General features: G+C 38.5%; 37 protein-coding genes and 3 pseudogenes. 6 read left to right on the forward strand and 34 right to left on the reverse strand.

The features are described 5' to 3' along the window. Positions 1-98: 98 nt before the first annotated feature. Positions 99-980 carry a PhzF family phenazine biosynthesis protein gene (locus MMB68_RS08470; RefSeq protein WP_277447555.1) on the reverse strand — a complete coding sequence of 294 codons (882 nt, stop codon included), beginning with the start codon at positions 978-980 and terminating at the stop codon, positions 99-101. 27 nt (positions 981-1,007) lie between these two features. After that, on the reverse strand, positions 1,008-1,337 hold the full coding sequence (locus tag MMB68_RS08475; RefSeq protein ID WP_277447554.1) for a YunG family protein: 330 nt from the start codon (positions 1,335-1,337) through the stop codon (positions 1,008-1,010). A 190-nt stretch (positions 1,338-1,527) separates the two neighbouring features. Here MMB68_RS08475 and MMB68_RS08480 point away from each other — a divergent pair, with 190 nt between their 5' ends. Continuing rightward, positions 1,528-2,301: a DUF2628 domain-containing protein gene (locus tag MMB68_RS08480; RefSeq protein WP_269871176.1), complete on the forward strand. Its 774-nt coding sequence runs from the start codon at positions 1,528-1,530 to the stop codon at positions 2,299-2,301. Positions 2,302-2,359: 58 nt separating this feature from the next. Here the strand turns inward: MMB68_RS08480 and MMB68_RS08485 are convergent, their stop codons facing one another. The 4 genes from MMB68_RS08485 to MMB68_RS08500 form a co-directional block, all read right to left on the reverse strand. Further along, positions 2,360-3,496: a GAF domain-containing sensor histidine kinase gene (locus tag MMB68_RS08485; protein WP_221784096.1), complete on the reverse strand. Its 1,137-nt coding sequence runs from the start codon at positions 3,494-3,496 to the stop codon at positions 2,360-2,362. 80 nt (positions 3,497-3,576) lie between these two features. Continuing rightward, entirely contained in the window at positions 3,577-4,149 is a 573-nt protein-coding gene (locus MMB68_RS08490; RefSeq protein WP_221784094.1) for a GNAT family N-acetyltransferase, read from the reverse strand. 77 nt (positions 4,150-4,226) lie between these two features. After that, the gene (locus MMB68_RS08495; protein WP_221784092.1) at positions 4,227-5,435 is read right to left on the reverse strand and encodes an NAD(P)/FAD-dependent oxidoreductase; all 1,209 of its coding nucleotides are present in this window, start codon (positions 5,433-5,435) and stop codon (positions 4,227-4,229) included. A 475-nt stretch (positions 5,436-5,910) separates the two neighbouring features. Then, a complete protein-coding gene (locus MMB68_RS08500; protein ID WP_221784090.1) occupies positions 5,911-6,231 on the reverse strand; it encodes a hypothetical protein in 321 nt (106 codons plus the stop codon). A gap of 518 nt (positions 6,232-6,749) precedes the next feature. On the opposite strand from MMB68_RS08500, the gene MMB68_RS08505 reads away from it, so the two are divergent. Beyond that, positions 6,750-6,896, forward strand: coding sequence for a YjcZ family sporulation protein (locus MMB68_RS08505; protein WP_013057978.1), 147 nt, complete (start codon positions 6,750-6,752; stop codon positions 6,894-6,896). Positions 6,897-7,210: 314 nt separating this feature from the next. On the opposite strand, the gene MMB68_RS08510 is transcribed toward MMB68_RS08505, so the two are convergent. From MMB68_RS08510 to MMB68_RS08520, 3 genes are all read right to left on the reverse strand, one after another. Then, the gene (locus tag MMB68_RS08510) at positions 7,211-7,657 is read right to left on the reverse strand and encodes a GNAT family N-acetyltransferase (protein WP_221784089.1); all 447 of its coding nucleotides are present in this window, start codon (positions 7,655-7,657) and stop codon (positions 7,211-7,213) included. Between the two features lie 20 nt (positions 7,658-7,677). After that, positions 7,678-8,061 (reverse strand): MerR family transcriptional regulator, encoded by a 384-nt coding sequence (locus MMB68_RS08515; protein ID WP_025751010.1) that lies wholly within the window; start codon positions 8,059-8,061, stop codon positions 7,678-7,680. A 369-nt stretch (positions 8,062-8,430) separates the two neighbouring features. Beyond that, positions 8,431-9,366, reverse strand: a complete 936-nt coding sequence (locus MMB68_RS08520) for an aldo/keto reductase (RefSeq protein ID WP_028414523.1) — start codon at positions 9,364-9,366, stop codon at positions 8,431-8,433. 269 nt (positions 9,367-9,635) lie between these two features. Here MMB68_RS08520 and MMB68_RS08525 point away from each other — a divergent pair, with 269 nt between their 5' ends. Next, a complete protein-coding gene (locus MMB68_RS08525; protein WP_014459209.1) occupies positions 9,636-9,851 on the forward strand; it encodes a hypothetical protein in 216 nt (71 codons plus the stop codon). A gap of 34 nt (positions 9,852-9,885) precedes the next feature. On the opposite strand, the pseudogene MMB68_RS08530 reads toward MMB68_RS08525, so the two are convergent. The 21 genes and pseudogenes from MMB68_RS08530 to MMB68_RS08630 all read right to left on the reverse strand — a co-directional run. Further along, a pseudogene (locus tag MMB68_RS08530) lies at positions 9,886-10,362 on the reverse strand (EamA family transporter); the annotation flags it as partial. A gap of 49 nt (positions 10,363-10,411) precedes the next feature. After that, a complete protein-coding gene (gvpU, locus tag MMB68_RS08535) occupies positions 10,412-10,828 on the reverse strand; it encodes a gas vesicle accessory protein GvpU (protein ID WP_013057987.1) in 417 nt (138 codons plus the stop codon). 23 nt (positions 10,829-10,851) lie between these two features. Continuing rightward, positions 10,852-11,730: a GvpT/GvpP family gas vesicle accessory protein gene (gene gvpT, locus MMB68_RS08540; RefSeq protein ID WP_277447553.1), complete on the reverse strand. Its 879-nt coding sequence runs from the start codon at positions 11,728-11,730 to the stop codon at positions 10,852-10,854. A gap of 36 nt (positions 11,731-11,766) precedes the next feature. Further along, a complete protein-coding gene (locus tag MMB68_RS08545; protein WP_028414528.1) occupies positions 11,767-12,069 on the reverse strand; it encodes a gas vesicle protein in 303 nt (100 codons plus the stop codon). 21 nt (positions 12,070-12,090) lie between these two features. Next, entirely contained in the window at positions 12,091-12,375 is a 285-nt protein-coding gene (locus tag MMB68_RS08550) for a gas vesicle protein K (RefSeq protein ID WP_013057990.1), read from the reverse strand. After that, entirely contained in the window at positions 12,329-12,616 is a 288-nt protein-coding gene (locus tag MMB68_RS08555) for a gas vesicle protein (RefSeq protein ID WP_013057991.1), read from the reverse strand. The genes MMB68_RS08550 and MMB68_RS08555 overlap by 47 nt, the downstream gene beginning before the upstream one ends. Positions 12,617-12,633: 17 nt before the next feature. Continuing rightward, positions 12,634-13,443, reverse strand: a complete 810-nt coding sequence (locus MMB68_RS08560) for a GvpL/GvpF family gas vesicle protein (RefSeq protein WP_277447550.1) — start codon at positions 13,441-13,443, stop codon at positions 12,634-12,636. Further along, positions 13,444-13,710, reverse strand: a complete 267-nt coding sequence (locus MMB68_RS08565; protein WP_013084016.1) for a gas vesicle protein GvpG — start codon at positions 13,708-13,710, stop codon at positions 13,444-13,446. A gap of 1 nt (position 13,711) precedes the next feature. After that, the gene (locus tag MMB68_RS08570) at positions 13,712-14,479 is read right to left on the reverse strand and encodes a GvpL/GvpF family gas vesicle protein (RefSeq protein WP_277447549.1); all 768 of its coding nucleotides are present in this window, start codon (positions 14,477-14,479) and stop codon (positions 13,712-13,714) included. Positions 14,480-14,493: 14 nt separating this feature from the next. After that, positions 14,494-15,420 carry a gas vesicle protein GvpN gene (gene gvpN, locus MMB68_RS08575; protein WP_269871184.1) on the reverse strand — a complete coding sequence of 309 codons (927 nt, stop codon included), beginning with the start codon at positions 15,418-15,420 and terminating at the stop codon, positions 14,494-14,496. A 28-nt stretch (positions 15,421-15,448) separates the two neighbouring features. Continuing rightward, positions 15,449-15,715 (reverse strand): gas vesicle protein GvpO, encoded by a 267-nt coding sequence (gvpO, locus tag MMB68_RS08580; protein ID WP_013057996.1) that lies wholly within the window; start codon positions 15,713-15,715, stop codon positions 15,449-15,451. A gap of 75 nt (positions 15,716-15,790) precedes the next feature. Beyond that, positions 15,791-16,057: a gas vesicle structural protein GvpA gene (gene gvpA, locus MMB68_RS08585; protein ID WP_013057997.1), complete on the reverse strand. Its 267-nt coding sequence runs from the start codon at positions 16,055-16,057 to the stop codon at positions 15,791-15,793. A gap of 19 nt (positions 16,058-16,076) precedes the next feature. Beyond that, positions 16,077-16,550: a gas vesicle protein GvpQ gene (gene gvpQ, locus MMB68_RS08590; RefSeq protein WP_221784075.1), complete on the reverse strand. Its 474-nt coding sequence runs from the start codon at positions 16,548-16,550 to the stop codon at positions 16,077-16,079. Between the two features lie 25 nt (positions 16,551-16,575). Then, on the reverse strand, positions 16,576-17,052 hold the full coding sequence (gene gvpT / locus MMB68_RS08595) for a GvpT/GvpP family gas vesicle accessory protein (protein WP_221784073.1): 477 nt from the start codon (positions 17,050-17,052) through the stop codon (positions 16,576-16,578). Positions 17,053-17,112: 60 nt separating this feature from the next. After that, complete coding sequence (gene gvpA / locus MMB68_RS08600) at positions 17,113-17,373, reverse strand: gas vesicle structural protein GvpA (RefSeq protein WP_013058000.1); 261 nt, start codon at positions 17,371-17,373, stop codon at positions 17,113-17,115. A gap of 447 nt (positions 17,374-17,820) precedes the next feature. After that, entirely contained in the window at positions 17,821-18,306 is a 486-nt protein-coding gene (locus MMB68_RS08605) for a general stress protein (protein ID WP_221784071.1), read from the reverse strand. A 181-nt stretch (positions 18,307-18,487) separates the two neighbouring features. Continuing rightward, positions 18,488-18,967 carry a DUF2798 domain-containing protein gene (locus tag MMB68_RS08610; protein WP_277548546.1) on the reverse strand — a complete coding sequence of 160 codons (480 nt, stop codon included), beginning with the start codon at positions 18,965-18,967 and terminating at the stop codon, positions 18,488-18,490. A 265-nt stretch (positions 18,968-19,232) separates the two neighbouring features. Next, complete coding sequence (gltP, locus tag MMB68_RS08615) at positions 19,233-20,477, reverse strand: dicarboxylate/amino acid:cation symporter (RefSeq protein WP_221784067.1); 1,245 nt, start codon at positions 20,475-20,477, stop codon at positions 19,233-19,235. Positions 20,478-20,677: 200 nt separating this feature from the next. Then, the gene (locus tag MMB68_RS08620; RefSeq protein ID WP_221784065.1) at positions 20,678-21,016 is read right to left on the reverse strand and encodes a zinc ribbon domain-containing protein YjdM; all 339 of its coding nucleotides are present in this window, start codon (positions 21,014-21,016) and stop codon (positions 20,678-20,680) included. A gap of 90 nt (positions 21,017-21,106) precedes the next feature. Beyond that, on the reverse strand, positions 21,107-21,307 hold the full coding sequence (locus MMB68_RS08625) for a hypothetical protein (RefSeq protein WP_014459191.1): 201 nt from the start codon (positions 21,305-21,307) through the stop codon (positions 21,107-21,109). 31 nt (positions 21,308-21,338) lie between these two features. Then, entirely contained in the window at positions 21,339-21,521 is a 183-nt protein-coding gene (locus tag MMB68_RS08630) for a hypothetical protein (protein WP_277447546.1), read from the reverse strand. Positions 21,522-21,748: 227 nt separating this feature from the next. On the opposite strand from MMB68_RS08630, the gene MMB68_RS08635 reads away from it, so the two are divergent. After that, on the forward strand, positions 21,749-22,087 hold the full coding sequence (locus MMB68_RS08635; protein ID WP_269871189.1) for a hypothetical protein: 339 nt from the start codon (positions 21,749-21,751) through the stop codon (positions 22,085-22,087). A gap of 29 nt (positions 22,088-22,116) precedes the next feature. On the opposite strand, the gene MMB68_RS08640 is transcribed toward MMB68_RS08635, so the two are convergent. From MMB68_RS08640 to MMB68_RS08650, 3 genes and pseudogenes are all read right to left on the reverse strand, one after another. After that, on the reverse strand, positions 22,117-22,728 hold the full coding sequence (locus tag MMB68_RS08640) for a CBO0543 family protein (protein ID WP_115654402.1): 612 nt from the start codon (positions 22,726-22,728) through the stop codon (positions 22,117-22,119). A 38-nt stretch (positions 22,729-22,766) separates the two neighbouring features. Further along, positions 22,767-23,267 (reverse strand): CBO0543 family protein, encoded by a 501-nt coding sequence (locus MMB68_RS08645; RefSeq protein WP_269871190.1) that lies wholly within the window; start codon positions 23,265-23,267, stop codon positions 22,767-22,769. Between the two features lie 202 nt (positions 23,268-23,469). Next, positions 23,470-23,955, reverse strand: a pseudogene (locus tag MMB68_RS08650) (gamma-glutamyltransferase); the annotation flags it as partial. Positions 23,956-23,979: 24 nt separating this feature from the next. On the opposite strand from MMB68_RS08650, the pseudogene MMB68_RS08655 reads away from it, so the two are divergent. Continuing rightward, positions 23,980-24,159 (forward strand): annotated as a pseudogene (locus MMB68_RS08655) (alpha/beta fold hydrolase); the annotation flags it as partial. Positions 24,160-24,195: 36 nt separating this feature from the next. Here the strand turns inward: MMB68_RS08655 and MMB68_RS08660 are convergent. Further along, positions 24,196-24,741, reverse strand: coding sequence for a GNAT family N-acetyltransferase (locus MMB68_RS08660; protein ID WP_269871191.1), 546 nt, complete (start codon positions 24,739-24,741; stop codon positions 24,196-24,198). Between the two features lie 92 nt (positions 24,742-24,833). Between MMB68_RS08660 and MMB68_RS08665 the strand changes: the two genes are divergently transcribed. Next, the gene (locus MMB68_RS08665; RefSeq protein WP_221784054.1) at positions 24,834-25,298 is read left to right on the forward strand and encodes a hypothetical protein; all 465 of its coding nucleotides are present in this window, start codon (positions 24,834-24,836) and stop codon (positions 25,296-25,298) included. Positions 25,299-25,469: the final 171 nt, after the last annotated feature.

Below are 25,469 nucleotides of genomic sequence, written 5' to 3' on the forward strand. Positions count from 1 at the left end.
TTCACTTTCTATCTGTTTACTAGTGTAACCAAACGCCGTAGTCCTATTGCGTTTTTATTAGGGTAGAGACTTATTGTGAACAGCAGATGAACAGCTTGTTACAAAATCCATTCACCGCGCGCAATCATCTCTACTTTTCCGCCTACTTTAATGTGAAAAGTTTCTCCGTCATAACTAGCTTTTACATACAGCAGTGAAGGTCTTCCTATTTCGTATCCTTGTTCTACACATATGTCAATGGTTTGCTGATTAAAATAACCGTATTTAACTAAATATGCTGCCAAACAGCCGTTGGCGCTGCCGGTTGCTGCATCTTCTGGAACGCCGTAATAGTCCGCAAAATCTCGCACATTTACGTGATGATCTTCGTGATAGGTTTCCGGTGAAAAGACCATAATTGCTTTTGCTTCAGTGTTTTCTATCAGCTTGAAATATTTTTCTTTGTCTACGTTTATCTCTTTAGCTGCTTCTAATGATGTTAACGGGACAAGGATGACCGGCAGACCGGTGGATACTTCTTGAACGGGAAATCGCATATCGATATAAGCTTCATCAAGGTTTAACACGTCCGCCACCTGCTTTTTATCTAACACTTTCCCAAACGTCGGCTGACCTTGTGTCATCCACAGCACATCTTTTGGTTCATCATATGTAACAGGCGTAGGACCTGCTTTATAATGAAGAGTAAGCTCCTCTGTATCTTTTTCTTCTAGTTCTTCCCGGATAACATAAGCGGTACCAAGCGTCGGATGGCCTGCAAATGGCACTTCTTCAGTAGGCGTAAAAATCCGTACGTCATATTCTCCTTTTTGTGGAGAAGCCGACGTAATAAACGTCGTTTCAGAGAAATTAATTTCTTTAGCCATTTGCTGCATCTCTTTGTCTAAAAGGCTTCCGGCGTCTTTAAAAACTGCGAGCTGATTTCCCGTATATTTTCTCTGTGCAAATACATCAACAATGGAATACTGAATACTTTTCATTAATGTGTTCCTTTCTAAAGGGAATTTTTATGTATGAAGGGTCATTACGTTTTTCTTTAAAGCCTCATATTGCTCTTTATTCGTATCCATAAACGCTTCTTTCCGACTGGACAAAATGTCTGCATAATGGAGAGGCTCACGAAATTGTTCTTGTGTAAAATCATAGCGCTGTGCGTTGAGCTGATTATAGAAATGCCAGCCTTCTTTACACGGAGTTTTTAAAATATCTCCTCCTTTGATATCTTGAACGACAAGAGCTGTCACTCCGCACTGTCCTTTGGCAGGATTGTCAGCCGTCCACTTTGTGCTTGAATGAATTGACCACGATTGGTGCAGGGCTTTCTTTAAATGATTCATGCTCAAGCAGCTCCTTTTTCTTTAAATCTACCATATTATTCTTTTTTATGAAACTTCTTGTTGAAAAACCCATAGTACAAATATTCTTACTTTAAAAATAATTTAAGGAAGAATAGAAAAATACTAGAAATAATGTATAATAATAGAGTCATTTTAGATGACAGATTATAACCAATGAAAGGTGTTTTAAATGGAAGAACAAGCAGTAAATAAACTCGTTTCTTTTGAAGAAGAGCATAAAGTAGTTCGAACGAATACGTCTTATTATGATTTAAAATGGGGAAAAACAGCCAATCCAGCTAAAAGCAACACGTGGAACTGGGCAGCCTTTTTTCTGACAAGCGCTTGGTTTGCATACCGAAAAATGTATAAGCACTTTTTTATTTTAACGCTTATTGAGGTAATTTGGTTTTCCCTTTTGTGCTTTGTAGACATACCAGAGTGGTCCGATGCAATTGTATTCGGCGGTGCTTCACTTATTACGGGGCTATGTGCCAACCGCTGGTATTATAAGCACGTTAAAAACGTGTTAGCTCGAGCCGAAGCTCAGCCGGAGCAGCGGAAAGAAGCTTATTTGCAAATTAAAGGCGGCACTCACATCGGAATTGCTATTGGTTTAAGCATCTTAGCGCTTGTGATTAGTTTTGGAGTCGGAGCAGGATTATCATTTTTACCAACAAAAACGAATATTAAAGATGTAGTTCGCTACGGCGACGAAGCATCCACGCTTGAAACGTATACTGACCATCCAAAATGGAGCTACATCAAGCAAGAAGGCCGTCATCACGTTGTACAATTTACCGGCTACGATTATACAGAAAAAGAGCATGTGCGCATTGTATTTAACGTTTATTTGGATAAACAAATTTACGAATGGGACAAAATTTACATCAACGGCAAAAAGCTAAATAAAAAAGATGCGGAAGACTATGAATACTGGATTGAAGACAGTTCAGCATATTAAAAAGGTCAGCAAAAAAAGAAAGGATGAGTGCTTACTCTCCTTTCTTTTTTGTTTTATCTTAAAGCGTCAAAGGCAGCTTCACCGTCACTACTGTCCCGTTCTCATCACTTTCAATCGCAAGCGTACCATTATGTTCGTTGATGATCGTTTTACAAATAGAAAGCCCTAACCCCATGCCTGTTCCATCTTTTGTTGAGAAAAATGGATTTCCTACTTTATTAATAATGGATAGCGGAATCCCAGAACCGGTATCTTGAATGTCAATAAGAGCCCAATCTTCCCATTCTTTGATAATAAGATTTACTTCCCCGCGTTTCTTTTTCTCCATTGCTTCAATGGCGTTTTTCAAAAGATTCATAAACACTTGTCTCATTTGAGCAGGATCGATTGATACAAGCGGAATGGCTCCTTCTATTCTTACGTTCATTTCGACATTATACAGCGCAGCTTCACTTTTCAAGAAAGCAACGGTGTCATGAATAACTTCTACAATCGATACGATTTCTTTTTTGGGCGCTGTTGGCTGCGTAACAAGCAAGAAGTTATTAATGAGTTCATTCATACGGTCCAGTTCATCAAGAACAATTTTTTGAAAAGGCTCTGCCTGTTCATTTTCATTAAATAAAAATTGAATAAAACCGCGCACCGACTGCATCGGATTTCGAATCTCATGCGCTAACCCTGCTGCTAGCTGCCCTACCAGCGCCAGTTTATCAAGCTGCAGAATTTTCTCTTCAATTTTCGGCAAAACAGCCGCCTGATTTTTATAAATAATATGAGACAAAATACCAGCCAGCCGGTTTAACCCTTGAATTTCACTTTCGCTAAACTGATAAGGATCCGGATCGACCGCGCATAAAGTACCAAACATTCTCCCGTCTTCCAGCACAATCGGTGTTCCTAAATAAGAACCCACCCGGGCACCATCAATGATGGCTAAATTAGACGTTCTAACATCGCGTTTTGTATTGGGAATAACAAGGGGTTCATCACACGTGACTAAGTTGCATACCGCAAGCTCTAACGGCAGCGTCAGTCCATCCTCTACAAGGCTTCCCCCTTCTTTATTAAAGGCTTTCATAACTGAAAATTGTTCGTCGAAAATCCCTACAAACAGCGTCCTGCTTCCGACTACTTCGCTAGCCATCTGCAATACATCCCAAACGGCTTTTTCATTGATGTTCCTCTCTTCCATTACCTTAGTCACCTACTATTTAAATATAGACTGTTCTATTCTCTTATTCTCATTATAAATTTTAAATGTAAAAACGTATATCAAAATTTTAAGAACTCGTTTATTTCTTCTATTTCATCATTAGGGTTAAGGATAGCCAAGACTTGATGGTCTTCCCATATGCCGTTAATATTTACATTTTTTCTAGCAATTCCTTCCCTATGAAACCCTGCTTTTTCAAGTACGCGCTGAGAAGGCAAATTACGTGGCATGACGCCGGCTTCAATGCGGTGAAGATGCAGCTCTTCAAACGCATAGCCAACGAGCGCTTTTACGGCTTCTGTTGCGTACCCTTTTCCATTATGATGCTGATCTAGAAAATAGCCGATAAACGCGCTTTGTAAAGATCCGCGCAGCACTTGAAAAAGACTAATGGTGCCAATCAGCTTATTATTCTCTTTTTGAAAAAGTCCAAAATAGTATTCTTCATCGTTTTTTCTATTCTCTTCGTGACGCTGAATTTTTTCTACTTGGCTTTCCAACGTATAAAAAGAATGCTCTCGAATCATAGAAAACTGTTCAAAAAAGCCGCGATTGTCCTTTTGCAACCGAAGGCTGTCGTGCGCATCGCTGACAGCTAACGGGCGTAAATAAATAGCGTGACCCTCTATCATACTATGCCTCTCCTCTACTTCAAGAAATATATGTAAAAAAAGAAGGCTTTTTTAAAAACCTTCCATTTTCTCACATATTAAACTTTCCTTGTTTGAATGTAAAGTTCTAAATCACTGCTTTTCTGCGTTGTGATATGTTCTGCTATGATTTTAGCTAGCACCATATTATACACCGTTCCGTTATCTCCATATCCGCTTAGAAAGTAACAGTTAGGCATTTCGTCATATATTCCGATAAGGGGAAGGCCGTCATGAGTGCCTCCGTAATAAGCACTTATGTAATAATCAGCTTCGACTTGAAGATGAGGAAAAAGCTTATTGAACTCTTTTAAAAGTTTGTCTCTTTTATGAACGAGTTTAGCATCACGTTCTTGCGGTACAATCGTACTTTCATCAAGACCGCCTATAATGACTCGATTATCGGAAGTTGTTCTCATGTAAATATACGGTCGAGCGGTTTCCCAAATTAAATTTCGATTTTTCCATCCTGTAAACTCCTTTACAGGAGTCGTAACGATAGCATAGGAACTTGTGAGTACAGCTTTTTTCTCTCTCTTAAATTCTTGATTTTCATAGCCTCCTGCCATAATGACATGTTTAGCTTTGATTTGTGATTTATTTTTAGTGAAAAATACAGCTTCATCTTTTTCTAACTTTTGACCGACAATTTCTGTTTCTTCAAACATCCGAACCCCATGCTGTTTTCCATACTCCAACAGACCGAGTGTAAAGCTGTAAGGGTTCAGCTCTGCATCATTTTTAATAAGCATTGCCATTCGTTTTTTAAATCCATAGTCTTTTTCAATTTGTTCTTCTGATAAGATTTCAGCTTCAAATCCATGCTTTTGCATATAAAAGTAGTCTTTATTTATCTTCGTGATATCTTCTTCATAACTTGCATAATACAAGCTGTCTCTTCTTATAAATTCTGCATTAATCGGAAGCTTTTTAGCTGCTTCCTCAATATCTGTAATAGCCTGTTCGCACAGTTTATAATGACGGACTGTTTTTTCTTCTCCAAACGTGTTGACTAATTCGTAAAACAATTTATCTCCTAAATATTGAATAAGAGAGGTATTTACAATTGTACTCCCATGCCCTGCTTTACGTTTATCAACAACCACAACATCAAGTCCCTGCTCACATAAATAGTAAGCACATTGTGCACCTGAACTTCCCCCTCCAATAATAAGAACATCGCACTCAATATCTTCCTCTAGAGATGGGTATACAGGCGGCTTTACTACAGTTGTCTGCCAATAAGGGTTTCCAGATAATAAATCCATGCAACCGCCTCCTTTCTTCTCTCTATTATGCCCAATATAAGCTAATTTTTGCATGCAGCAGGATGAAAGTATGTTGGTTAAGCTTTTTGAGGATAGTAAGCAGGTTATTAACGTAGAGGTCAGGTGATTAAAGAAGCCATTCATTAAACTAATCTTCTATACAATAGAATTAATCATGACTCTTAATACCATGAGCATATAAAGTGCACGACTAAGGTATTGGTAAACATCATGTCGTGATCTTCTGCTTTAGACACAGCCCCCCAGTAAGTGCGTAAATATATAACTTCTTTACTACATAAAAATTCCACGCAAAAACCACCTGAAAAATCACCAGGTGGTTTTTTATATTAAGTGGGGTACACGCTCTGATTAACTGTGGATGGATATAAAGCCTTACGTTCCAAAACAGACTTCTTTATAGAAAAGAATGATGTGAAAAATATTTCTTCTGAGATTTTTCTTTTACTTGCGTTTAACAGCCGCAGCCAAATCCATAACCGCCGTAGCCGCCATAGCCGCCATACGGGTAACCACCGTAACCGTAGCCGCCGTAGCCGCCATAGCCATATGGTGATAACAGTGAGCCTGCTACTAGCCCTCCTGCTAATCCTCCTAAAAAGGGACCTCCAAAGCCAAAGCCGAATGGTCTGCCAAAGCCAAAACCAAACGGGCGTCCGAAACCAAACGGTCTGCCAAAGCCAAATGGTCTGCCAATAAACCTTTCATCTGCGTGTTGAAGTTGATGATGATCTTGAGCGTACATAGTAGGTAAAAAATGCATTTCTGAATTCATAAGAGAAACCTCCGTTTTTTTGTTTTTTTGCTTTCACCCAAGAATATGCATTTACCTAGTCGCTGTCTTGGGCAAATATCTTGGTTATGCTGAAAATAAGGGAAAAGAATTACGAAAAAACACAAATTACTAGGTTTATATGAAAATGAGCTTGATTTTTCTTTAGTACCTAATACATACAAAAAGGAGCGGATCCTGACTTAGAATGCTATACGGAAAGTACTAACGTGTTTATTTCATAGTAAAAAATAAGAAGCCGAAGAAAAAATTCTTCGGCTTCTACTTCATTATGTACGCAGGCTAAGGAGGAAGTTGTATTAGCCTGCGTCGTTATAACATGGGGGCTCATATATGAGATCTTGGGATGATTCATCCTATGTAGAAAGCGAAAAAAAGTACCGTGTCCATCTTATTTTCTTATCTTTTTTTGTTTTCATTCAAATCATTGGATATTTTTGGAGCACTTTTGCATTTCAGGCATATGTTAAAAATGTACTCAGAACTTGGAGGTGAAATATATGGGCTTCTATGGTGGCTGTGGTTATGGCGGTTACGGTTACGGCGGCGGCTGCGGATTTGGCAGTGGCTTTGCTTTAATCATCGTATTATTCATTTTATTAATCATCATCGGCTGTGCTTGCTGGGGAGGATTTGGCGGTTGCTAATCATTAGAAATAATGATGAATAGCTTCATTTCCACTAATTTTTTTACCAAAAGCTAGCTTTCCACTTTATTATGAAAAAGCAGTGTCCACATAATGGGCACTGTTTTTAAATGTGCTTATGAACCAGGTAATAATAAGACTAACCATTATAAAAAAATAGATTTTTTTAATCTGCCGTTTCTTGTCTGCTTCTTTCCATCACCTTATTTTTCTTGTTCTTACTTCCTTTTCTTCTACATATTAATAGATAAAAAGATTAATTAAAAAGAGAGTCACTCTGCAACTCTCTTCCTGCTCTATGTAGATGCTAAACATTAAACAAACGTTTTTTTCAAGACAACGCGCTGATCATTTACAGTATAGCCGTTTCTTTCATAAAAAGCCTGTGCAGCTCCTCCAGTCGCCGTCAAGAGATACAAGCTGTTGATATCGTGTCTTTGAAGTTCGTTCTCAAACCGGCTTAGGATAGCTGAACCGTACCCTTTTCCCTGCGCGCTTGCGCTGACGCAAAGATCGGCGACGTAAAAGGTCATACCGCTGTATGATTTTTTCGCGTGCCCTGCAATCATTCCAATCAACTCTCCTTGGTCATAAAATAAATAGCCCATAAATTTAGGTGTGTTCAGTAAATCAGTCAGCCTTTCTCTAGCTGATTTCTCTGTCCACGGTTCATTCCAAGGTTTTTTTGTAAATACATTCATATACAAGTTAATGCACTGCTGCATATTCTCTTCAGTGAGAGGTGCTACTTTTTCGATCATTTTTACGCTTCCTTTTTTATTTAGTTTGAAGGCTTGTTAACAATTCGCTCGTACATTTCCGGCAGGTGCTTAATTTTATAATCAATCGTCTCAAGCTTGTGATGGATTTCTTCGATTTCTTTTTGTACCGCTTTTTTATGATCCATCAACATTTGCAGACTTTTATCAAGCACGGCATTTTCAAGCGTACAGTTTTCAATAAGCGTCCGAATGTCCTTGATTTGCATACCTGTGCTTTTTAAACAGCAAATTAAATCGATCCATTCAATATCTTGTTCTTTAAAAATACGATTCCCTGACGCTGTACGATCTAAAAATGGAAAAAGCCCTTCTTTATCATAATAGCGAATGGTATAAATTGTCACGTTCAATTTCTTTGCAACTTGTGAAATGGTATACGTCATACTGCTTCCTCCTACACCTTAAACTTCTCACAAAAACATGATGAGTTTGTCTTGACCTCTAGTTATCTCGAGGGTTTATTCTTTTATAGTCTTCTTCATTGAGCTCTTTATGCTGCAGATTTTTTGTACAAGCAGCAAGCAACATATATTTAAACCTGAAAGGATGAATACGATGAATACTGCTCACATGATTCTTACCATTGTAATTGGCGGTTTTATTGCCTTTTTGTTAGGTTTTGGCGTCACAAAAATAATTGAGCTGCTGCTAAATCTTTTTCTAGCTTAACCAGTAGTTCTTAACGTAAAACGCAGGTAACTCCGTTCCATGTTCGAACGGAGTTACCTGTTTTATTTTAGAGACTAAAGCGCTTAAGGCACCATGTTGCCAGCGGCTTTATAAATATCGTACCATTCTTGGCGTGTTAACTTGATTTCTGAACCTTTGCTTGCATCTTTCATACGCTGAATATTTGTCGTACCAAGTACTACTTGAATATTTGCAGGATGCGTTGTAATCCACGCAACGGCAATCGCTGTATTCGTCACGCTATATTTACTTGCGATGCGATCAATTACTTCGTTTAGCTTTCCAAATTTCTCTTTATCACCTAGGAAAGGACCTTCAAAAAATCCGTTTTGGAACGGCGACCACGCTTGAAGCGTGATATCGTTTAAACGGCAATATTCAAGCACGCTGCTGTCGCGGTTAACAGCTTGATCAATTCCCATGTTTAACGAAATACCAGAATCAATGATTGGCGTATGTGCGATGCTGAACTGCACTTGGTTTACGACAAGCTTTTGGTTAATATATTTTTCAAGCAGCTGAATTTGCGCTGGGTTGTGATTCGATACACCAAAGTGACGTACCTTTCCGCTGTTTTGCAGTTCGTTAAATGCTTCTGCTACTTCTTCAGGGTCCATTAGTGGATCTGGACGATGCAGTAATAAAAGATCTAAGTAATCTGTTTTTAAACGCTCTAAGCTGCCGTTAACAGAGTCTATAATATGCTTCTTTGAAAAGTCATAGTAATTTTCCGCTGCGTTAATGCCGCATTTGCTTTGAATCACCATTTTTTCACGAAGACTTGGGTTCATTTGTATAGCGTTTGCAAAATATTCTTCGCATTGTCCTACATAATCAGGACCGTAAATATCAGCATGATCAAAAAAGTTAATTTCTTCTTCCATCGCTGTGCGGATTAGCTTCTCTGCTTCTTGTAAAGAAAGCTCTGTTAAACGCATGTTTCCCATAATTAAATTTGATACGTGTAAGTCAGTATTAGCAATTGTATGATACTTCATGTAAAGCCCCTCCTTGAAATGATACTACTACAAGATAAACCATAGAGTTAACTCTAGGTCAAGCAGAAAGAATAAAAATTTTTGCAAGGAGCAGCGGTAAAACACCCTATCTTTTTTGGTAAAAAGATGAAATACTAGGTTGTGGTGTGATAAAAGTCACTGCCGCTTTGCATTTGATTTAGTAGTATATGTTACGTTCTTTTCTTCCTTTTTATCAAAGCTTATTTCATAGCAATACATTAATTTATCAGGCAAAGGAGTTTATCACCATGGAGAAAACGAAAACAAAACAATTCGAAATACATTATTCCGTTCTAAAAGATGAAGCCAAAATCAAAGGAACTTTTGTAGTAGAAGCTGCTAAAAACCGAGACGACGCATCAAGACTTGCTAAATTAAATGTCTCTACAAAAGAAAGAGTGTTTATTCAATATGTAAAGATTTTAAAAGTCAAACGAGTGTCCACAGATTCGGTGGCAAAGTGACATTGGTTTGCTTCTTCTTTTAGCAAGCCCCTATTTATGCTGAAAGTGTCGTCTCAGAAGATGCTTGTTTCGTTCGTGTAAGTAATAGAACTAATCCAATAATACAAGCTGTGCCAGTCCATTGATAAAAACCAAAAGGCTCTTTCAGCCAAACAACGGTTGTAATAACAGCGGCTAAAGGCTCTAAACTTCCAAGCAAATTCGTTTCTTTAGGTAAAAGACTTTGCAGGCTTTCTACATAAAACCAAAAAGCAAGCATCGTGCCGAAAATAATGACAAATAAAAGATAGACATAGACTATTGGTGATAAGCTTGACACCTCTAGCTTCTACGGAGAATGAATAAAGCTTATGACGCTTCCCCCGATTACCATTGCCCAGCCAACGATAACAAGCGAACTGTACTTTTTAATCAGCGGCACGGCATACAGCGTATAAAATACTTCTACACCTGACAACACTCCTCAAACAGCGGCAGATACAGAAACGGAGCCGTTTGTTAGTAAAAAGAAGCTGCACATCTCATCACTAAAAAACGGCGGGCAATCACCCCGCCGTTTGTTATGAACTCTTTTTACTCGTTGATTTTGCATCAGAAATTTTCCCTAAGAAAAACCCGTCTACTTCTGCTATTTTTCCTCTCCAAAAGATCTTGCCTTTTGAAGGAGTGGATTTACTGTCTCCACAGTAGATCTTTGTATTTTTCAAATGAATAAAATGGGCTTCTGCTTCTCCGTTTGATTCGCTCGCTTCGCTTGCTAAAGAGAATTGTTCGCTTAGTGCCTGAGCCACTTCGCTGCCTTCTTCAAACGTTTCGCTTAAGTAATCAAAGTATTCTTTTGCTGAAATCATGGTACCGGAAATCACAGCGCCGTTTACATTTAATGAAATATCAAGTGAAAAGCCGTGTTTATTAGAAGCTTTCACAAAGTATTCAAGCGTATTGTCTTTAGTTGAAAAAGAAGGGCCTGTACTCATGTATTTCTTTCCTCCTTTACGCCTTAGGCTGTTGTGTCGTCTTCACTAGAAAGAGATGTTGCGTCATCATCTTCTTCATCCGTGTTTTTCTTTGCTTTTGTATTTTTTGATTTTTTAGCTGTTGACTTTTTTGGCTTCGCTTCCTTTTTTTCTTCTTCGCTTTCATCTTCTTCGTCTTCTTCTGTTTTTACTTTTTTATTTTTTTTGTTTGAACGAGAATCTTCCTCTTCTTCCTCGCTGTCTTCGTCACTTTCACTTTCTTCTTCCTCTTCTTGCTCATCTTCTTTTTTATTCTTTTTACGAGGCTTAGATGTTTCTTCTTCGTTTTCATCGTCCTGCTCGTTTTCTTCGTTCTCGTCATTCTCTTCTTCGTCAGAATCTGTATCTTCCGCTTCTTCGTCTTGATTTTTATTGAGGCTAAGCTCAACAAGCATGTTCATTTTTTCTTCAAGCTGTGATAAACGGTCTTGAAGAGTTTGATTTTCTTCTTTTAACTCGTCGTACTCTTGAACGTTATCGTCTTCTGTTTCGCTACTAGAAGAATTTACGTTTTCTTCATCATCTTTTGATTTATCTTTATCTTTTTTAAACAAGCTTCCCGCAGATGTTTTCAGGCTGGCCACGCTGCTTTTTGATTTTTCTTTTACCTTTGTTCCTAAATCGGATGCTTTGCTTTTTAATTCGTCTGTATCAATGCGGTCAAGAAGACTTTTTCGATTTTCAGGAGTCGATACATATCCAATCGTTGCACCGATGATGCCTCCTGCTACCGCTCGTTTGATTGGCCCGCTGCTTGTTGTTTTGCTTGCTTTTGAATCGGTCTTTTCTTTTGAACCGTTTTCCTTGTTTTTGTTTTCCTTGTTTTCTACCTGTTCGTTATTTAATTTAGTTTCAGTTGCCATTGTAAATCCCTCCATTTTTTAAGTAGCGTACAGTTTTTAACGTTCTGTTTCTATTTTTTCTTCAAGCGTTTTTAACCGCTCATGCAGCATTTTATTTTCTTCTTCGAGCGCTTTACTATTGGCTCCTTTTGAACTGAGATACGGATCATTTTCCCACCAGTCCATGCCGATTTCTTTTGCTTTATCAACCGAAGCCACAATCAAGCGGATCTTTATCGTTAATAGCTCGACATCTGCAATTCCTACGGTGATGTCCCCCGCTATAACGACTCCTTTATCCAAAATCTTTTCGAGCACATCTACAATCGTACTTGACTGCATATTATGTTCGACTGCCATACTGTTCCTCCTACTGACCGCTTAAAGCAGGCTGCCTAGCGGTCCAAGATCAATATTTAAATCTTCTGCGTCCAGACCGAACACCTCTTTCAACTCGTCCATTTTTTCTTCTAAGTTCATTAGTGCAATTCCTAAGTTTTCAATTTGTTCATCCGTCAACGTTCCACCCTCCACCCGCCTCATGGCATGACGTTCAACGATTTGCCTCAATAGCTCAATAACTGTCATCACAAGCTGCGCTAAGCCTTGTTCAGCTTGATCAGGATCCAAGTGGATTCGTCCATTTGCTTGGCTGACCGGTTGCATCCATTAATTCCTCCTTTTGTTTATCAAATTGTTCAGAAGTGATGGGTTTGCGATTTCCTTCTTTTGCTTGTACAAGCGTTTCAACCGAAGAAATAAGCACCCGCAAATCCAAATACACTAAATCGACGCCGGCTATGGAAATGATTAAGTCTCCTTTAATAGCGACTCCTTTATCTAAAATGACATCTAAAATATCAATAAGAGCAATATCTTTATTCTCCATGGATTGTTTAAGAGACATAATGTTAATTCCTCACTTTACGCAAAGCTCGAGAAATGATAGGGCGGCCATGGTCCCGTCACTTCAAATTTCCAGCCTTTATTTTCAAGCTTTTGCTGAAGCTCTTCTATTTCGTTTACGAACTTAGTGATCTGCAGAGATGGGAGAAGAAACACGCTGTTCCATGCCATCTGTTCAGCTGCGCCCGTTACATCCTTGCTCCAATTCTTTTTAACAGAGTCATAAAGCGATAATTCTTTAAGCTTGTCATGTATCTCTTCACATACGTTATTTTTGTGAAGTTCTAATTCTTTTTCAATCAGCTGATCTATTTTTTTCTTTTCAAAAAACTGTCTTCCTGGTGATAAGTGACTAATTTCTTCTTTTTTCGCTTTCACGCTTTCATTCGTTTCGCTGATTCCTTTTTTAAGCTCCGTATCATCACAGTAAATCTTCACGTTCCACTCTTCATTTCCTTGAAGCAGCGTCAGTGAATTCTCTAGCTTTTCTTTGTTAAGCTCAATAGCTGCCTGCAGACTTTCTTCACTTTTATAAATGGTGCAAAATTTTAATGGAATGATCGTAAATTCTTCGTACAAAGCGGCTACCGTTTCGTGATGGTGAAACGCTTTTTCCTGCAGCCAGCTCATGTCCTGCTCCATTTTTTCTTTAATCACTTCTTCTGAATAGCTGTCAGCATCCAGCTTAGAAACGACAGCCGTCACCTGATCAATCGTTATTGGGTACAGTGAATGTTCTCCGTCAAACCCTTTATAAGATGGAAACGGCTCTATGGCTGCTGCTTCTTTTGTTGGAATTAAACCGTATAAATACAGTAATTCTCCCATCTAGGATTCCTCATTTCTTTTTTTTGTTAGCTCTTCCCATTGTTCAATTTCTCTGCGCTTCGCGATTTCGTACCTCATTAACAATTCATCTTCTTTTTCTTGAAACGCTTCTTCCGGAATTTCACCAAGCTCAAACATCATTTGAAGCTGAATGAGTTTTTGCTGAATCGTCGGAAGGTCATATAGCTGTTTATCAGCTTCTTCCTGTACTTTTTCGCCGATTTTCACTACAAGATTAATAGGTGCGGTTACTAATTTGTGAAGCACGTTATTTCTCTTCTACTTTTAGGCGAATGTTTACAAAATTATAAGCAGGCCAAGGACCGCTGTAATGAAAATCGGCTTTGTCTTTCCAGTTTTCATGCGCTTCATTCACTTTTTCATCAAACTTCGCTTCATCTTCTCGGTTAATTAAGAAAGACGCGTTTAAAAGCATCGTTTCGCCCGTTGGCTCATTTGCTTTTGCCGCTTCCGCTGCTTCTTCAAGCGGAGAAAACACATCTGCCTTAACTTCTTTTTGCAGGGAAGTAAACATCTTTTGAGCCATTCCCCCAAGTTGAATGCGCTCATAATAACCCGCTGCTTCTGATTTTCCTTTTACGGATGCTGATACTTTTTCAAGTTCAGGATTTTCGTTTACTTTTTTCTCAAGCCATTCTTTTTTCCCAATTACTTTTAAACCGACTTCAATTTTTCCTTTGATCGCTGGAAACAGTTTTTCAAACTGCGGATAAAGGTTTTCCAAAAGAACTTTTACGTCTTCTTTTGATTTGAATACATTCCCAAAGCTGATTGGAATAACCGTATCGTTCTTGTCCATAATCGCTGCTACTGCGTTTTGATGCATTAATAAATTTTGGCGATTAGGATGATAAATTTTCATCGGTACTTCAGCTGCTACCATCGCCGCGTCTTTGTAGCGAATCAAAAACGTTTCAGCTTTTGTTCCTTCTACTTCTACCGATCCAAAATCTGCGTCTTTATCCGTTTGAATGGCGCTAAAAATATAAATACCTGTTTCGTTTGTTTCACTCATGTTTTCAAGCTCCTTTACTTTTCTTCAGTGTCTATATTCTTACATTCTTCTAAAATGATTTTTTCGGCTTTGCTTTTTGCATTTTTTTCATCCAAACATTTGGTAAGCGGATGATGCAAAATATCCATACATAACGTTTGAAAATCTTCGTCATTTCCATCGATAGCAATGTCTTGCTGCGTGGAAAGGGTAGCGATCATAAGCGAAGCCCGCAGGCTGAGTCCGCTGCTGTTTTCGTCTCCAGAGCGGCTTCGCACGTTTGTGACGAGCGTTACAATTGTGCGCGCTTCGTCTTCTTCTACGTCCGTTTTTTCCGTTAAAATCGCTGTCTCTCTGTCGATGTCTTTATAATCAATAAACATGGTAATTAACCTGTCAAGAAGCGCATCTTGCGTATCATATACGCCGGCATACTCAGCTGGGTTGCTTGTGAAGATGACGCGAAAATCAGGGTGCACGCGCACAAAAGGATCGGTCATTTTTACTCCATACAGCGGCAGCACGCCTTCTTCTAATATTGATAAAAAGATATTATTCGTTGCAGGCTTAGACCGAGTAAATTCGTCGTAAATCAGCGTATAGCCATTTTTTACAGCTTCAAGCAATCGCCCATCCTGCCAGTTTTCACTCACTTGTTCATCTTTTTTATAAACAGAACGAACATACTGATCAATCACTTTTTTGCTCGTGTATCCCGTAAAATCGCCAATTAAATCTTTGTTGTTGAGCTCGTGATTCCCGTGCATCAGCATTACAGGACGCTTTCTCTTTTTAGCAAGCGCTCGCGCTAAAGAGGTTTTGCCTCCGCCGGCAGGACCTGTAAAATGAATGGAATAGCCGGATTTTAAATAGCTCAGCGCTCTTGAAAGAACCTCTTTTGTCTCGTCATCTTGTATAAAAGCTCCACTGCCTTTTTTCCTTTTGTCTGTTAAGACGGTCATTTTTACGTTCCTCCTGCCATCTTATCGTTTATGCTTCAATGCCAATGGCGCTTCTATATCTGACGTCGAGTCGTTTGAATGAAATGACTTCTTTTTCTTTATTTAAAAAGCACTCGTACGTTCCGAGCATTTCATCTTTGGCGTATTTTTTCATATATTCTCGTTCTTCAATGACTTCAACAATAACTCTCCAGCCTTCATCTTCAGTAGCTTCCACCGAGGTAATTTTATGAGGAGGAGCTACGTGTTCACCGAAAAAGTCGTTCACGGCTTGCATAATTTTTTTAATTTCCATTTTTAGTAGCCTCCAATAGTTAGATCTAAAAGCTGGAACCACCCTCAAAAAAGGAAGGTTCCATACCACTTCATATTAAATACTAAAACGCGGCTGTCCTTCACTTGAATTTGAACGTTCAGGAAGACCGTTTTCTTCTACGTCGTCACGAAGAAGCCCTACTGCTTCTGCGTAGCGTAACCACGTATCAACACTGGCAATAACCACTCGCGCTTCAATCGTTAAAATTTCAATTCCTACAACAGAAACCCTTGCAAAAGCATCAATAACAATTCCTTTATCTAAAATACGGTCAATGACTTCTGCTAAACTTGAACTATTAGTACTTTTTTGAATAGACATATCTCATTTCTCCTTTCGCTCATGATCCCATTGTTTTTAAATCAGTAGATGATTTAATATCATTGGAACTTTTAATCTTAGTAGAGCTTTTAATATCCGTTGCTTTTTTAATCTGATTTACACCTTTTATTTTCCGCTTATTTTTTGACTTTTCTTTATCGTCTGAAGAAGAAACTTTTTCTTGAAAGTTTTCTCCAGCTTCTTTCACATCGCTAAGCTTATCTTTTACTGATAGTAAGACGTCTTGAAGCTTATCTTTTGCTTCTTCTCCTTTGCCGTGTACCTTTTGTGAGTTTTTCTCTTTTGTTTCCTGCAGTTTTTCTGACGCTTTATTTGCTTTTTCCTGCAGTTTCCCTTCGGTTTTTTCGACAAACTTTTCTTTTGCTTTTTCTTTAACCTTTTCTTCTACTTTTTCCTTAACAGGTTCAGGCGTGTGCTCAACTATTTTTTTTCCCGCTTTTAGTGCTGCTTTCCCCACATCTTTTTTATCCATGAAATTCCCCTTCAGGACGGATGTCTTACTTCTTCGCGTCCATGAGTTTGTTTAGCATCTCTTCAATGCGCTGCAGCTGGTCGTTCATATTTTTATTTTCTTCTTTTAACTCTTCGTACTGTGACGTTTCCATTTCTGCGCTTTTGCTGGCTTCTTCCTGCGAATCTCCCTGTTCATTTGACGTATCTTCTTTTTTCTTTTTAGGAGCCAGCAGCTTGCTTAAATTGTCTTTTTCAAGATAGCCTGTAGCTGTCTCTCTTAACGCTCCCATTGCTTGCTGCGTTAAAATATCCTGTGCGTTTCGCCTTAACTCTTGCCCTGTTGCACGTATAATTTCTGATTGTCCTAAGCGGCTGAGTACTTTTTTACTCGTTTGCGGACTTGAAAGAAGGCCAATTCCCGCTCCTACTACGCCTCCTAAAATGGCAAGATTTAAAGAGTTTTGTGTTTTTTCTTCTTGCTGCTGATTTTGTTGTTTTTCATTTTGATCAGTTGTTGTCATGTTCCATCCTCTTTTCTCTTATTATTATTTATTTAATGAATCTTCTAATGATTAAAAGACTTAAAAGCTAAGCCCTGCTCCTCGCTCCTCTGTTCGGCCAGGCAGCCCTTCTTCTTCTACTTTGTCGGTTAATAACCCGACGGCTTCTGCGTAGCGAAGCCACGTATCAACACTGGCAATAACGACTCGTGCTTCAATCGTTAAAATTTCAATTCCTACGAGTGATACTCGAGCAAAAGCATCGATGACAATTCCTTTGTCGAGAATTCGATCAATCACTTCTGCTAAACTTGAACTATCTGTACTTTTTTGAATACTCATTTTTAGCAGCTCCTTTCGAAATTTAACTAAATGAATGATGCTACTAAACAACCTGCTTAACTTTTTTAGTAAACATACTTTTGAAATATACTTTTTAACCATCTTTCAAACATGAATAATTTGCTAAAAATTAATTCCTAAAAAATAATTAGAAAATTATTCTACTTCGTATAATAGTTTACAGTTAATTTATGGATGTGTTTTACGCGAAAATCCCGTTGTTAAAGCTTTTACTGAAATTAAAATTCCAAAATAAAACAATAAATACATTATTGTTACAATAATATTACATTATAATTTAAGGCATATTATTTTCAGGATACCCTGAAATAATTTGATGTTTTTAACTATTATGGAATATTATTGTGAGTTAAGTTCACTTAAATAAAACGAGCGCATAAAAAAAGCTGTCGCACTGCGACAGCTTTCTCTTACATATCATACGTTCTATAAAATCATTCCTGTTAAAGGCGCTTTCGGGTTTCCATCATGATCGGAGTCTTCTTTATCTACTAAAACAAGCAAGCTGCCTTCTTTGACTGAATCATTATATTGTTCGGCCTGCTGTTTTGGAATTCCCATACCGACTAAAATACCAGACAGACCTCCTACGCTCGCACCAGCTGCCGCACCTGTTAATGTAGCTACAATCGGACCAGCCGCTACAATTGGGCCTATTCCCGGGATTGCAAGAGCGCCGGCACCTGCTAATATTCCGGTCAAGCTCCCTAGCGTACCTCCGGTAAGTGCTCCAGTTGCTGCCCCTTCTGCTTTTGTATTCGTTTCTTTGTGAACTTTTTTGGTCTTTTTATGTTTGCCGATGATAGATATTTCTTCTGATGTATACCCTTCTTTTTTCAAACTCTCTACAGCTTGAATTGCTTCTTGTTCCGTTTCGTATACCCCCACAACATTCTTTGCTTTTGCTTCCATACTATCTCCTCCTCATTAATGTTGTGTGTACCCGGGAGTATGGCTTTGAAACGTTTTAAAGAGTAAGTATTTCTAAATAAATAACGCCAAATCACTTGTCATTTAGTGACTTTCTTCTCTTCTTACCGAACAGCTTTGCATAACAAAACCCTAAGAAAATAGGCGTTCTTAGGGTTTTGACTTAAGCAGCTGCCGGATTCTTTTTCACAAACTTCATGAACAATAAGCGAACTAGAGGTCCCATGATGAGAAGCTGAAGCGGGTAGGCTACGATAAAGTTTTTCATCACGATCAATGCATAGCTTGAAAGAAGCGGCTCTCCGTCTAAACCTTTCGTAAGTGACATCGTAATTAATCCGTATACAGACATGGAAAGCACCATTCCAATAACCATACATGACGATAAAATCAACACGACTTTTAACTGTTTAGACTTATCAAACGGCAGTGAAAATGCTACTTTTTTTGCTACGGGACCTACTAAGAAAGTTTCGATAATCATGGCAACTACAAATGTGATAACCAAGTTCAAAATACCTTCTACGAGTGTGATATGCCCGATGACATCATTTATGAACATGTTATACATCGTCATCACAAGCACCATCCCTCCGCACATCATCATTCCAAAATACATACTTTCTTTTTTAGTTGTTGGCACATTCCTCATCCTTTTCATCTTTTTTACTTGGCTTAGTATAGCTTTTTATCTTCCTTCTTCGTAAGTGAACATTTTGTGAACATTCATCTAAAAAAATGCCCTGTGACCATAAAACAGTCACAGGGCATTTTTTTAGACTTAAGCGGCTCGTGCTCTTTTTTTGAGGAGGGCTGAGTATGGCAAATTACTCTAGTCTACATCGTTAATAAATGTTTGGAGATTTAACAAAAAACCCCCGCTTTATGGACTAAAGCGGGGGTTCACTTTATAGAGATTCCGTGTGCGACCCGGGCGGAATTGGCGTTTGGGTTCGAAATACTTTTTCCCATTTTGAGACGACGATACAGGCAATGGCGTGGCCTGGAACATTGACTCCTGTTCTGGCCATATCCATGATGCGGTCCACTCCTGCAATAATTGCGACTCCTTCAGCCGGAAGACCTACTGCGTTGGCTGTAGCTAAAAGCACAACAAGTGAACCTGACGGGACAGCCGCAATTCCTTTACTTGTCATCACCAGTATAAGCATCATAAATAATTGCTGAGTTAATGGCATATCGATGTTAAAAGCCTGTGCTAAAAAGACGCATGAAACGGATAAATATAGCGTGGAGCCATCACAGTTTAACGACAGGCCCGACGGAATAACGAACGACACCACTCGTTTAGGGCATCCGTACTTTTCCATCCGCTCCATCAGCTGTGGCAGCACCGTTTCTGTACTTGTTGTTGAAAAGGCAATAAGAAACAAGTCCCAAATCATTTTGAATACTTCAAAATAGTTGAATTTGAACAAAAACCCAACAAGCGGAAATAAAACAAATAAAATAATAAAAAGACCCAAAAAGACGGTTCCAATTAGCTTCAGCATTGGAAGCAGAAGTACAATGCCGTATTGCCCTACAGATGCGGCCATTAGCGCTAGTACACCAATAGGCGCTGTGACCATAACAATTTGCGTTAGCTTAAACATAATTTTAGCGGTGGATTCAAAAAATTTCATTGCCGGTTCGGATGCTTTACCAACTCCTGAAGCGGCAACACCGAATAAAATAGCAAAGAAAATCACAGCCAGCAAATCATTTTTTGCCATCACATCGACGATATTCGTTGGAATGATGTTTAAAATCATTTGTTTAAAGTCCACGACTTTGTCGGTGTACTGAGACAACTCACCGATATCTTTTTTAACAAGATGAGAAAGATCAAGACCTACTCCGGGCTTTAGCAAATTAACTAACAGAAGTCCCAGTGCTAACACGAGAGTAGTAATCACTTCAAACCATATAATCGTCTTTAAGCCTAGACTCCCCATTTGTTTCATACTGCCGCTTCCCGCAGCACCTATGACGATGGTTGAAAAGACAATCGGCACCACAATCATTTTAATGAGGCGGATAAACCCGTCCCCTACCGGTCTTAAAGCCATCCCGAAGTCCGGAAAGAAGTGCCCGATAACAGCTCCAATTACTAATGCAATTAAAATTTGAAACGCTAAAAACTTTTTCACATTTCTCCCTCCCTTTTGTCTTCATGAAACGGATATCCATTCCATTAATATCCAAATCCTCAGACACTTTAAGTAAGTTCGGGACATTTGACTAAATTCCTTCTAAAATAGACAAAATGGTCTATATATTTCACCTTACCCGTTAAAATGCATAAAAAAAGTCAGGATGAAAGTCTTCTTCATCCTGACTTTTTTTATTGTTATGCTTTTTTCACAAACTGAGATTTTAAGCTCATTGCTCCAAATCCATCAATTTTGCAGTCGATGTTATGATCGCCTTCTACTAAACGAATACTTTTTACTTTTGTTCCGATTTTTACAACCGATGAGCTTCCTTTTACTTTTAAGTCTTTGATGACAGTAACTGAATCTCCGTCTTTTAAAGCATTACCGTTTGCATCTTTTACAGTAAGCTGTTCTTCCGTGCCTTCTGCTTTTTCATCTTGACCCCATTCATGCGCACACTCCGGGCAGATGAACAGGTTTCCATCTTCATATGTATACTGTGATTGACAGCTTGGGCAATTAGGTACATTCATTTTCTTTTCCTCCAGCAGCAGCTCGTAGCCAATGGTACGATTACGAGATTACGTTTTTTCTCTGTTTTATACTGTCACATTTTTATACGTTTAACAAGCTTTTCTATTTCCTTGCTGCTGATGTTTTCTTTTCCAAATAAGTGAGCCGATAAACAGAACAAAACCCGCTCCAAAGACAAGAAGCTGATCTAAATAAAAGTCCCCTGTTTTTACATACCGTATAATAAATAACCCTCCAAACATGAGCATCAGCATACATGAAAACCGAATGAGGTATGAATTGATTTCCATTTTTCATTCCTCCTTTTTGTAAGACTTTTTGTTACGAAAAAAACACGAACCATATGCCGAATGTAACCGCATATAACGGTAAAATGACGGCTAGTTTTCGCTTCCACCCTCTAAAAAAAGAAGAATTACGAGGCGCAAACCAAAGCTCTAACGTGCCGTATAACAAAAGTGCTCCCGCTGCTAGTATCGCAATCACAGTCTCTCCTAACTCCATACATACTCCTCACTTTCATTCTACGCACTTGAAGCTAAGCGCAGCGTATATAGTAAGTCTCATCATTATAAAAGAGCTTATAATCGTGATGCATACGAACTTTGAATACTTTTTCAACCATACATTTATTACCATTATATCATAATAAAAGCATTTTTGAGACTTTTTATACATGTAAATTATTGTATAATGAAAAGTAGACATAGAGAAAAAAAAGGGGGGATTTTTTGAAGAGAACTCAGCTTATTTTTGTTATTACCCTGCTTATTGAAGCTGGATTAACCTATGCGTGCTCATCATTTTTGTCTATTCGTTTTATGGAGCTTATGTTTTTTAGCGGACTTTTGTTTTCAGCTTTGACTTTTTGGTTTTCAAGCAGCGGAAGCAACAGCGCTCATTCTCACTATAACACTCACTCCATGAGGTTAATGTCTGGAGCCAATATTGAACATAATTCGTTTCGTTTGCGTTGGACGGCTTATTTTCTTGCTTCTTTAAGCTTTACGGGAGTGGGCCTGATTTTTTTTATTCTGCTGCTGACGGACGTTATTCCTCCAGTAAGCTAAAAAACCTGCTCTTTACAGAGAGCAGGAACTTACGAGAACAGCTTGAGAAGCAGGCATTTTCGCCTTACTTTATTCGCAACAGCTTGAGTCACATGATCTTTTAAAGGCCGAGTCAATATTCGTTTCAGCGGATGTTTTAGCATCCGTTTGCTCACAGGAACTTTAAAAATAATGCTGAGAACTACTGTTGCAAAAACCGAGAGCAGCAAGACGACAAAAGGCTTTTTTTGAAACCATCTCGAGAAGATAAGCATCATTACATAAATAAGTGCTGACCACCCTAAATGCCAGCCGTGCCTAAAGGTAATGGCTTTGCATCTGAGTCCAATCCATTCTACAAATGAAGCTGTACATACCCATTTTGTAATATACTTTACCTGTTTAAGAAGTGTAGGCGGATAAGTAGCTAAGAACGACAAAACCATGAGAGGCGTAATAAACATAAGGTGTAAAATACGCAGTACTTTTAATGAAAGATGAGAAGATTTAAAATCCCAAAGCAACTTATCGTTACATAAAAAGTAATAAAGAATATTAAAAAAGCTCACGTATAAAACCCCAGCATAAAGCTCGTGAATTTTTTTCCACGTTTTCTTTTGGATGTTTTGAAAAATCAGCCATAGAAGGATAGAAATATGCACCTTTGTTCACCTCTCTAACGTCGTTTTTAGAACCAATGTTATTTTATTTTCATTTCGTCCTGCTTCTTTTCAATTTTTCGAATCCATCCAATCAGCATTCGGTTAAGGTACGATTTTAACGTTACGCTAATAAAGGTGTGGTACCACATCCAGCCTGTTTTCCATTCGATGAGCTTCGTTCGTTTTTCAGCCCATAATTCAATAAAAAACATGGGAATCGTAAAAAGCACAATTTTATATAAAATCTTTAACCCTTTATCGTGATATGTAGCCTGATTAATCATAACGGATATGCTAGGATACAGTAAAAAGTCGAACAACACATTAATTCTAAACTGTTTTTTCAGTAAGCGAGTTGGATATCGAAGAAGGCCATGAGAGACAATAAATTTATCAATAATCCCATTTGTTAATGCATTAAATGCATAAGCCAGCAGCCAGTCTTTGATCAGTGGTTTTCTAAATAAAAAAGGGAGCATTCCCAGCCCTATAATCAGCATTGTACGTAAAAAATTCACTTCAAATTTTTTATTACTCATAACCTTTTCGCTCCTTTCACCAAGTGTTGTTAGTATACCTTCGTGTCGATTGGCAGCTTAAGACGGTTGTTCTAATCACGTTCTCTTTACGTACATGTTTGTTTTAGTTTTCAGTTCTTTGGAAAGATTTATACATATGGTTGAGACATGAAAAAAGCCTAGCTCTACTCAGTACGGGCTTTTTTCTTGATCTATTTTGTTCTTACCATCCAGCCACAAATCCGTCCGTTCGAGATTCACTTCCTCCGCATAATACGCTGCTTTCAGGATCTCTCCAAATAATCTGTCCGCGCCCAAATGCCATAGAATCCACGGCTATTTCAATTTTATGTCCTTTTCGTTCAAGCGCTTGTGCTACATACGAAGGGAAATTTGGCTCAACAAGCACGGTTTTATCTTTTTTCCACTGCCATCTTGGCGCGTCTAAAGCGGCTTGAGGATGAAGCTGAAAGTCAATCGTATTCATGACAACTTGCATATGTCCCTGCGGCTGCATAAACCCGCCCATCACGCCAAACGGTCCTACAGGTTCATTATTTTTAGTAAGAAAGCCTGGAATAATGGTATGAAACGTTTTTTTGTTCGGGGCAAGGCAGTTATCGTGATTAGGATCCATCGAAAAATTGTGACCGCGGTTTTGCAAAGTAATTCCCGTTTCTGGCACTACAATTTCAGAACCGAAGCCCATCATCTAATTACTTTGAATAAAGGCTGGAAGCAAAGCTTATCTCAGCGTTCTAACACTTCTTTTAAGCTTTATCCAAAGCTCAACCACTTTTTCACAGAAGGAACCGGTGAAAAAAGCACGCCCGATGAATATGCTGTTTCAGCCAACATTCCTTCTTATGTCATTGATGATATTGTCAAATGGGTTCGTGAAACGCAAGAGTAAAGAAACAAGGCGCTGTTTTATCAGCGCCTTGTTCTCTTATTCATTAAACCTTCCCATTACAACCGTACTATAGTACTTGCCGTCAGACAGCAGCTTGTCATTTTTTAATACTCCTTCTATTTCAAATCCGAACTTTGTATATAAATCAATCGCTTTTTTATTGGTCTCTAACACATTTAGCGTCATTTTCTTCATGCCCGCGCTATCTGCCCATAATATAGACTGCTGTAAAAGCTCTTTGCCAATTCCGTATCCCCAACATTCTTTTGCGATGCATACGCCAAACTCTACTTTGTGGGCAAATCGTTTCAACTCATTACCTTCGCATCTTGAAAACCCGACAACTTCATTATGTACAGTTGCTACTAAAAATAAGTTTCGTTTACTTTCTGTGTCACGTTGAATGAGTTTTTTAAAATCGGATTCGTCCATATACCCTTCTCCTGGTTCACGATCTAAGTTTTCCGTTTCTCCGTCTACCTGAACTCTTAGGTGAGACAGTTCGTCTGCATCGCTAGTGTCAGCTGAACGAATCATGTACTGAAGTCCTTTTACATGGTAAATCTGCTGGTTGATGACCATCGTATTCCTCCAAGCGTCTTTCATAAATCTATCAATTGAATTTAATTTCCTTTAATATAAATAGTATACATAAAGAAAGAGAGCTGAACGAGTTGCTTTGGTTACTGCTTTTAATTCTATACGGTATTTACAAGTTCTATAAATCAAGAAGACCGCTAACGAAGTTTGGTCATTTTTATGAGAAAGCGTTTGAGCTAGAAGAAAAAAAGCGCTATGAAGATGCTCTTGATATACGCAACCAAGGGATCGAACTCCATACCCTTACCGATTTAGAACGAGCTGATTTACATTTAGCAAACGGGCGTATGCTTTTGAAACTAAAGCAGTATGAACAAGCAACGAAACACTACGACGCCTCATTTAAACTAGCCAAATATGAAAAATTCCCTTACTCAGAAGGATTTGACGAAGTCATTGAAGCTTACTTGTATGCAGGGCGTAAAGAAGATGCGCTAATCATTACTAATGACATGTTAAAACGGCAAAGCTACGATCAAAAATTTAAGAAGCTAGAGCCTTTAAAAGAAAAGCTTCTTTCACATGAAGGATCATGGTAAAATTAAACAAATGAAAGCGTATTATTCAGAGCGATTGAGGTGAGCATAATGGTCATAACGGTTATTGTAGGAGTGCTGGGTCTAATTGGTTTAATCGCAGCAGGATTTGCGACGAATTATAAAGATACGAAGTAAGATGTCGTAGAGAAGAGTGGGTGGGACAAACGTAGT

Source organism: Priestia sp. Y58 (genome assembly GCF_029522095.1).
In the GTDB taxonomy this organism is placed as follows: domain Bacteria; phylum Bacillota; class Bacilli; order Bacillales; family Bacillaceae_H; genus Priestia; species Priestia megaterium_E.

Bases quoted from the DNA above. Each gene is read 5' to 3' on its own strand.
- MMB68_RS08470 (WP_277447555.1), bottom strand. From the start codon at position 980: ATGAAAAGTATTCAGTATTCCATTGTTGATGTATTTGCACAGAGAAAA.
- MMB68_RS08475 (WP_277447554.1), bottom strand. From the start codon at position 1,337: ATGAATCATTTAAAGAAAGCCCTGCACCAATCGTGGTCAATTCATTCA.
- MMB68_RS08480 (WP_269871176.1), top strand. From the start codon at position 1,528: ATGGAAGAACAAGCAGTAAATAAACTCGTTTCTTTTGAAGAAGAGCAT.
- MMB68_RS08485 (WP_221784096.1), bottom strand. From the start codon at position 3,496: ATGGAAGAGAGGAACATCAATGAAAAAGCCGTTTGGGATGTATTGCAG.
- MMB68_RS08490 (WP_221784094.1), bottom strand. From the start codon at position 4,149: ATGATAGAGGGTCACGCTATTTATTTACGCCCGTTAGCTGTCAGCGAT.
- MMB68_RS08495 (WP_221784092.1), bottom strand. From the start codon at position 5,435: ATGGATTTATTATCTGGAAACCCTTATTGGCAGACAACTGTAGTAAAG.
- MMB68_RS08500 (WP_221784090.1), bottom strand. From the start codon at position 6,231: ATGAATTCAGAAATGCATTTTTTACCTACTATGTACGCTCAAGATCAT.
- MMB68_RS08505 (WP_013057978.1), top strand. From the start codon at position 6,750: ATGGGCTTCTATGGTGGCTGTGGTTATGGCGGTTACGGTTACGGCGGC.
- MMB68_RS08510 (WP_221784089.1), bottom strand. From the start codon at position 7,657: ATGATCGAAAAAGTAGCACCTCTCACTGAAGAGAATATGCAGCAGTGC.
- MMB68_RS08515 (WP_025751010.1), bottom strand. From the start codon at position 8,061: ATGACGTATACCATTTCACAAGTTGCAAAGAAATTGAACGTGACAATT.
- MMB68_RS08520 (WP_028414523.1), bottom strand. From the start codon at position 9,366: ATGAAGTATCATACAATTGCTAATACTGACTTACACGTATCAAATTTA.
- MMB68_RS08525 (WP_014459209.1), top strand. From the start codon at position 9,636: ATGGAGAAAACGAAAACAAAACAATTCGAAATACATTATTCCGTTCTA.
- gvpU (WP_013057987.1), bottom strand. From the start codon at position 10,828: ATGAGTACAGGCCCTTCTTTTTCAACTAAAGACAATACGCTTGAATAC.
- gvpT (WP_277447553.1), bottom strand. From the start codon at position 11,730: ATGGCAACTGAAACTAAATTAAATAACGAACAGGTAGAAAACAAGGAA.
- MMB68_RS08545 (WP_028414528.1), bottom strand. From the start codon at position 12,069: ATGGCAGTCGAACATAATATGCAGTCAAGTACGATTGTAGATGTGCTC.
- MMB68_RS08550 (WP_013057990.1), bottom strand. From the start codon at position 12,375: ATGCAACCGGTCAGCCAAGCAAATGGACGAATCCACTTGGATCCTGAT.
- MMB68_RS08555 (WP_013057991.1), bottom strand. From the start codon at position 12,616: ATGTCTCTTAAACAATCCATGGAGAATAAAGATATTGCTCTTATTGAT.
- MMB68_RS08560 (WP_277447550.1), bottom strand. From the start codon at position 13,443: ATGGGAGAATTACTGTATTTATACGGTTTAATTCCAACAAAAGAAGCA.
- MMB68_RS08570 (WP_277447549.1), bottom strand. From the start codon at position 14,479: ATGAGTGAAACAAACGAAACAGGTATTTATATTTTTAGCGCCATTCAA.
- gvpN (WP_269871184.1), bottom strand. From the start codon at position 15,420: ATGACCGTCTTAACAGACAAAAGGAAAAAAGGCAGTGGAGCTTTTATA.
- gvpO (WP_013057996.1), bottom strand. From the start codon at position 15,715: ATGGAAATTAAAAAAATTATGCAAGCCGTGAACGACTTTTTCGGTGAA.
- gvpA (WP_013057997.1), bottom strand. From the start codon at position 16,057: ATGTCTATTCAAAAAAGTACTAATAGTTCAAGTTTAGCAGAAGTCATT.
- gvpQ (WP_221784075.1), bottom strand. From the start codon at position 16,550: ATGGATAAAAAAGATGTGGGGAAAGCAGCACTAAAAGCGGGAAAAAAA.
- gvpT (WP_221784073.1), bottom strand. From the start codon at position 17,052: ATGACAACAACTGATCAAAATGAAAAACAACAAAATCAGCAGCAAGAA.
- gvpA (WP_013058000.1), bottom strand. From the start codon at position 17,373: ATGAGTATTCAAAAAAGTACAGATAGTTCAAGTTTAGCAGAAGTGATT.
- MMB68_RS08605 (WP_221784071.1), bottom strand. From the start codon at position 18,306: ATGGAAGCAAAAGCAAAGAATGTTGTGGGGGTATACGAAACGGAACAA.
- MMB68_RS08620 (WP_221784065.1), bottom strand. From the start codon at position 21,016: ATGAATGTACCTAATTGCCCAAGCTGTCAATCACAGTATACATATGAA.
- MMB68_RS08625 (WP_014459191.1), bottom strand. From the start codon at position 21,307: ATGGAAATCAATTCATACCTCATTCGGTTTTCATGTATGCTGATGCTC.
- MMB68_RS08630 (WP_277447546.1), bottom strand. From the start codon at position 21,521: ATGGAGTTAGGAGAGACTGTGATTGCGATACTAGCAGCGGGAGCACTT.
- MMB68_RS08645 (WP_269871190.1), bottom strand. From the start codon at position 23,267: ATGAGTAATAAAAAATTTGAAGTGAATTTTTTACGTACAATGCTGATT.
- MMB68_RS08660 (WP_269871191.1), bottom strand. From the start codon at position 24,741: ATGGTCATCAACCAGCAGATTTACCATGTAAAAGGACTTCAGTACATG.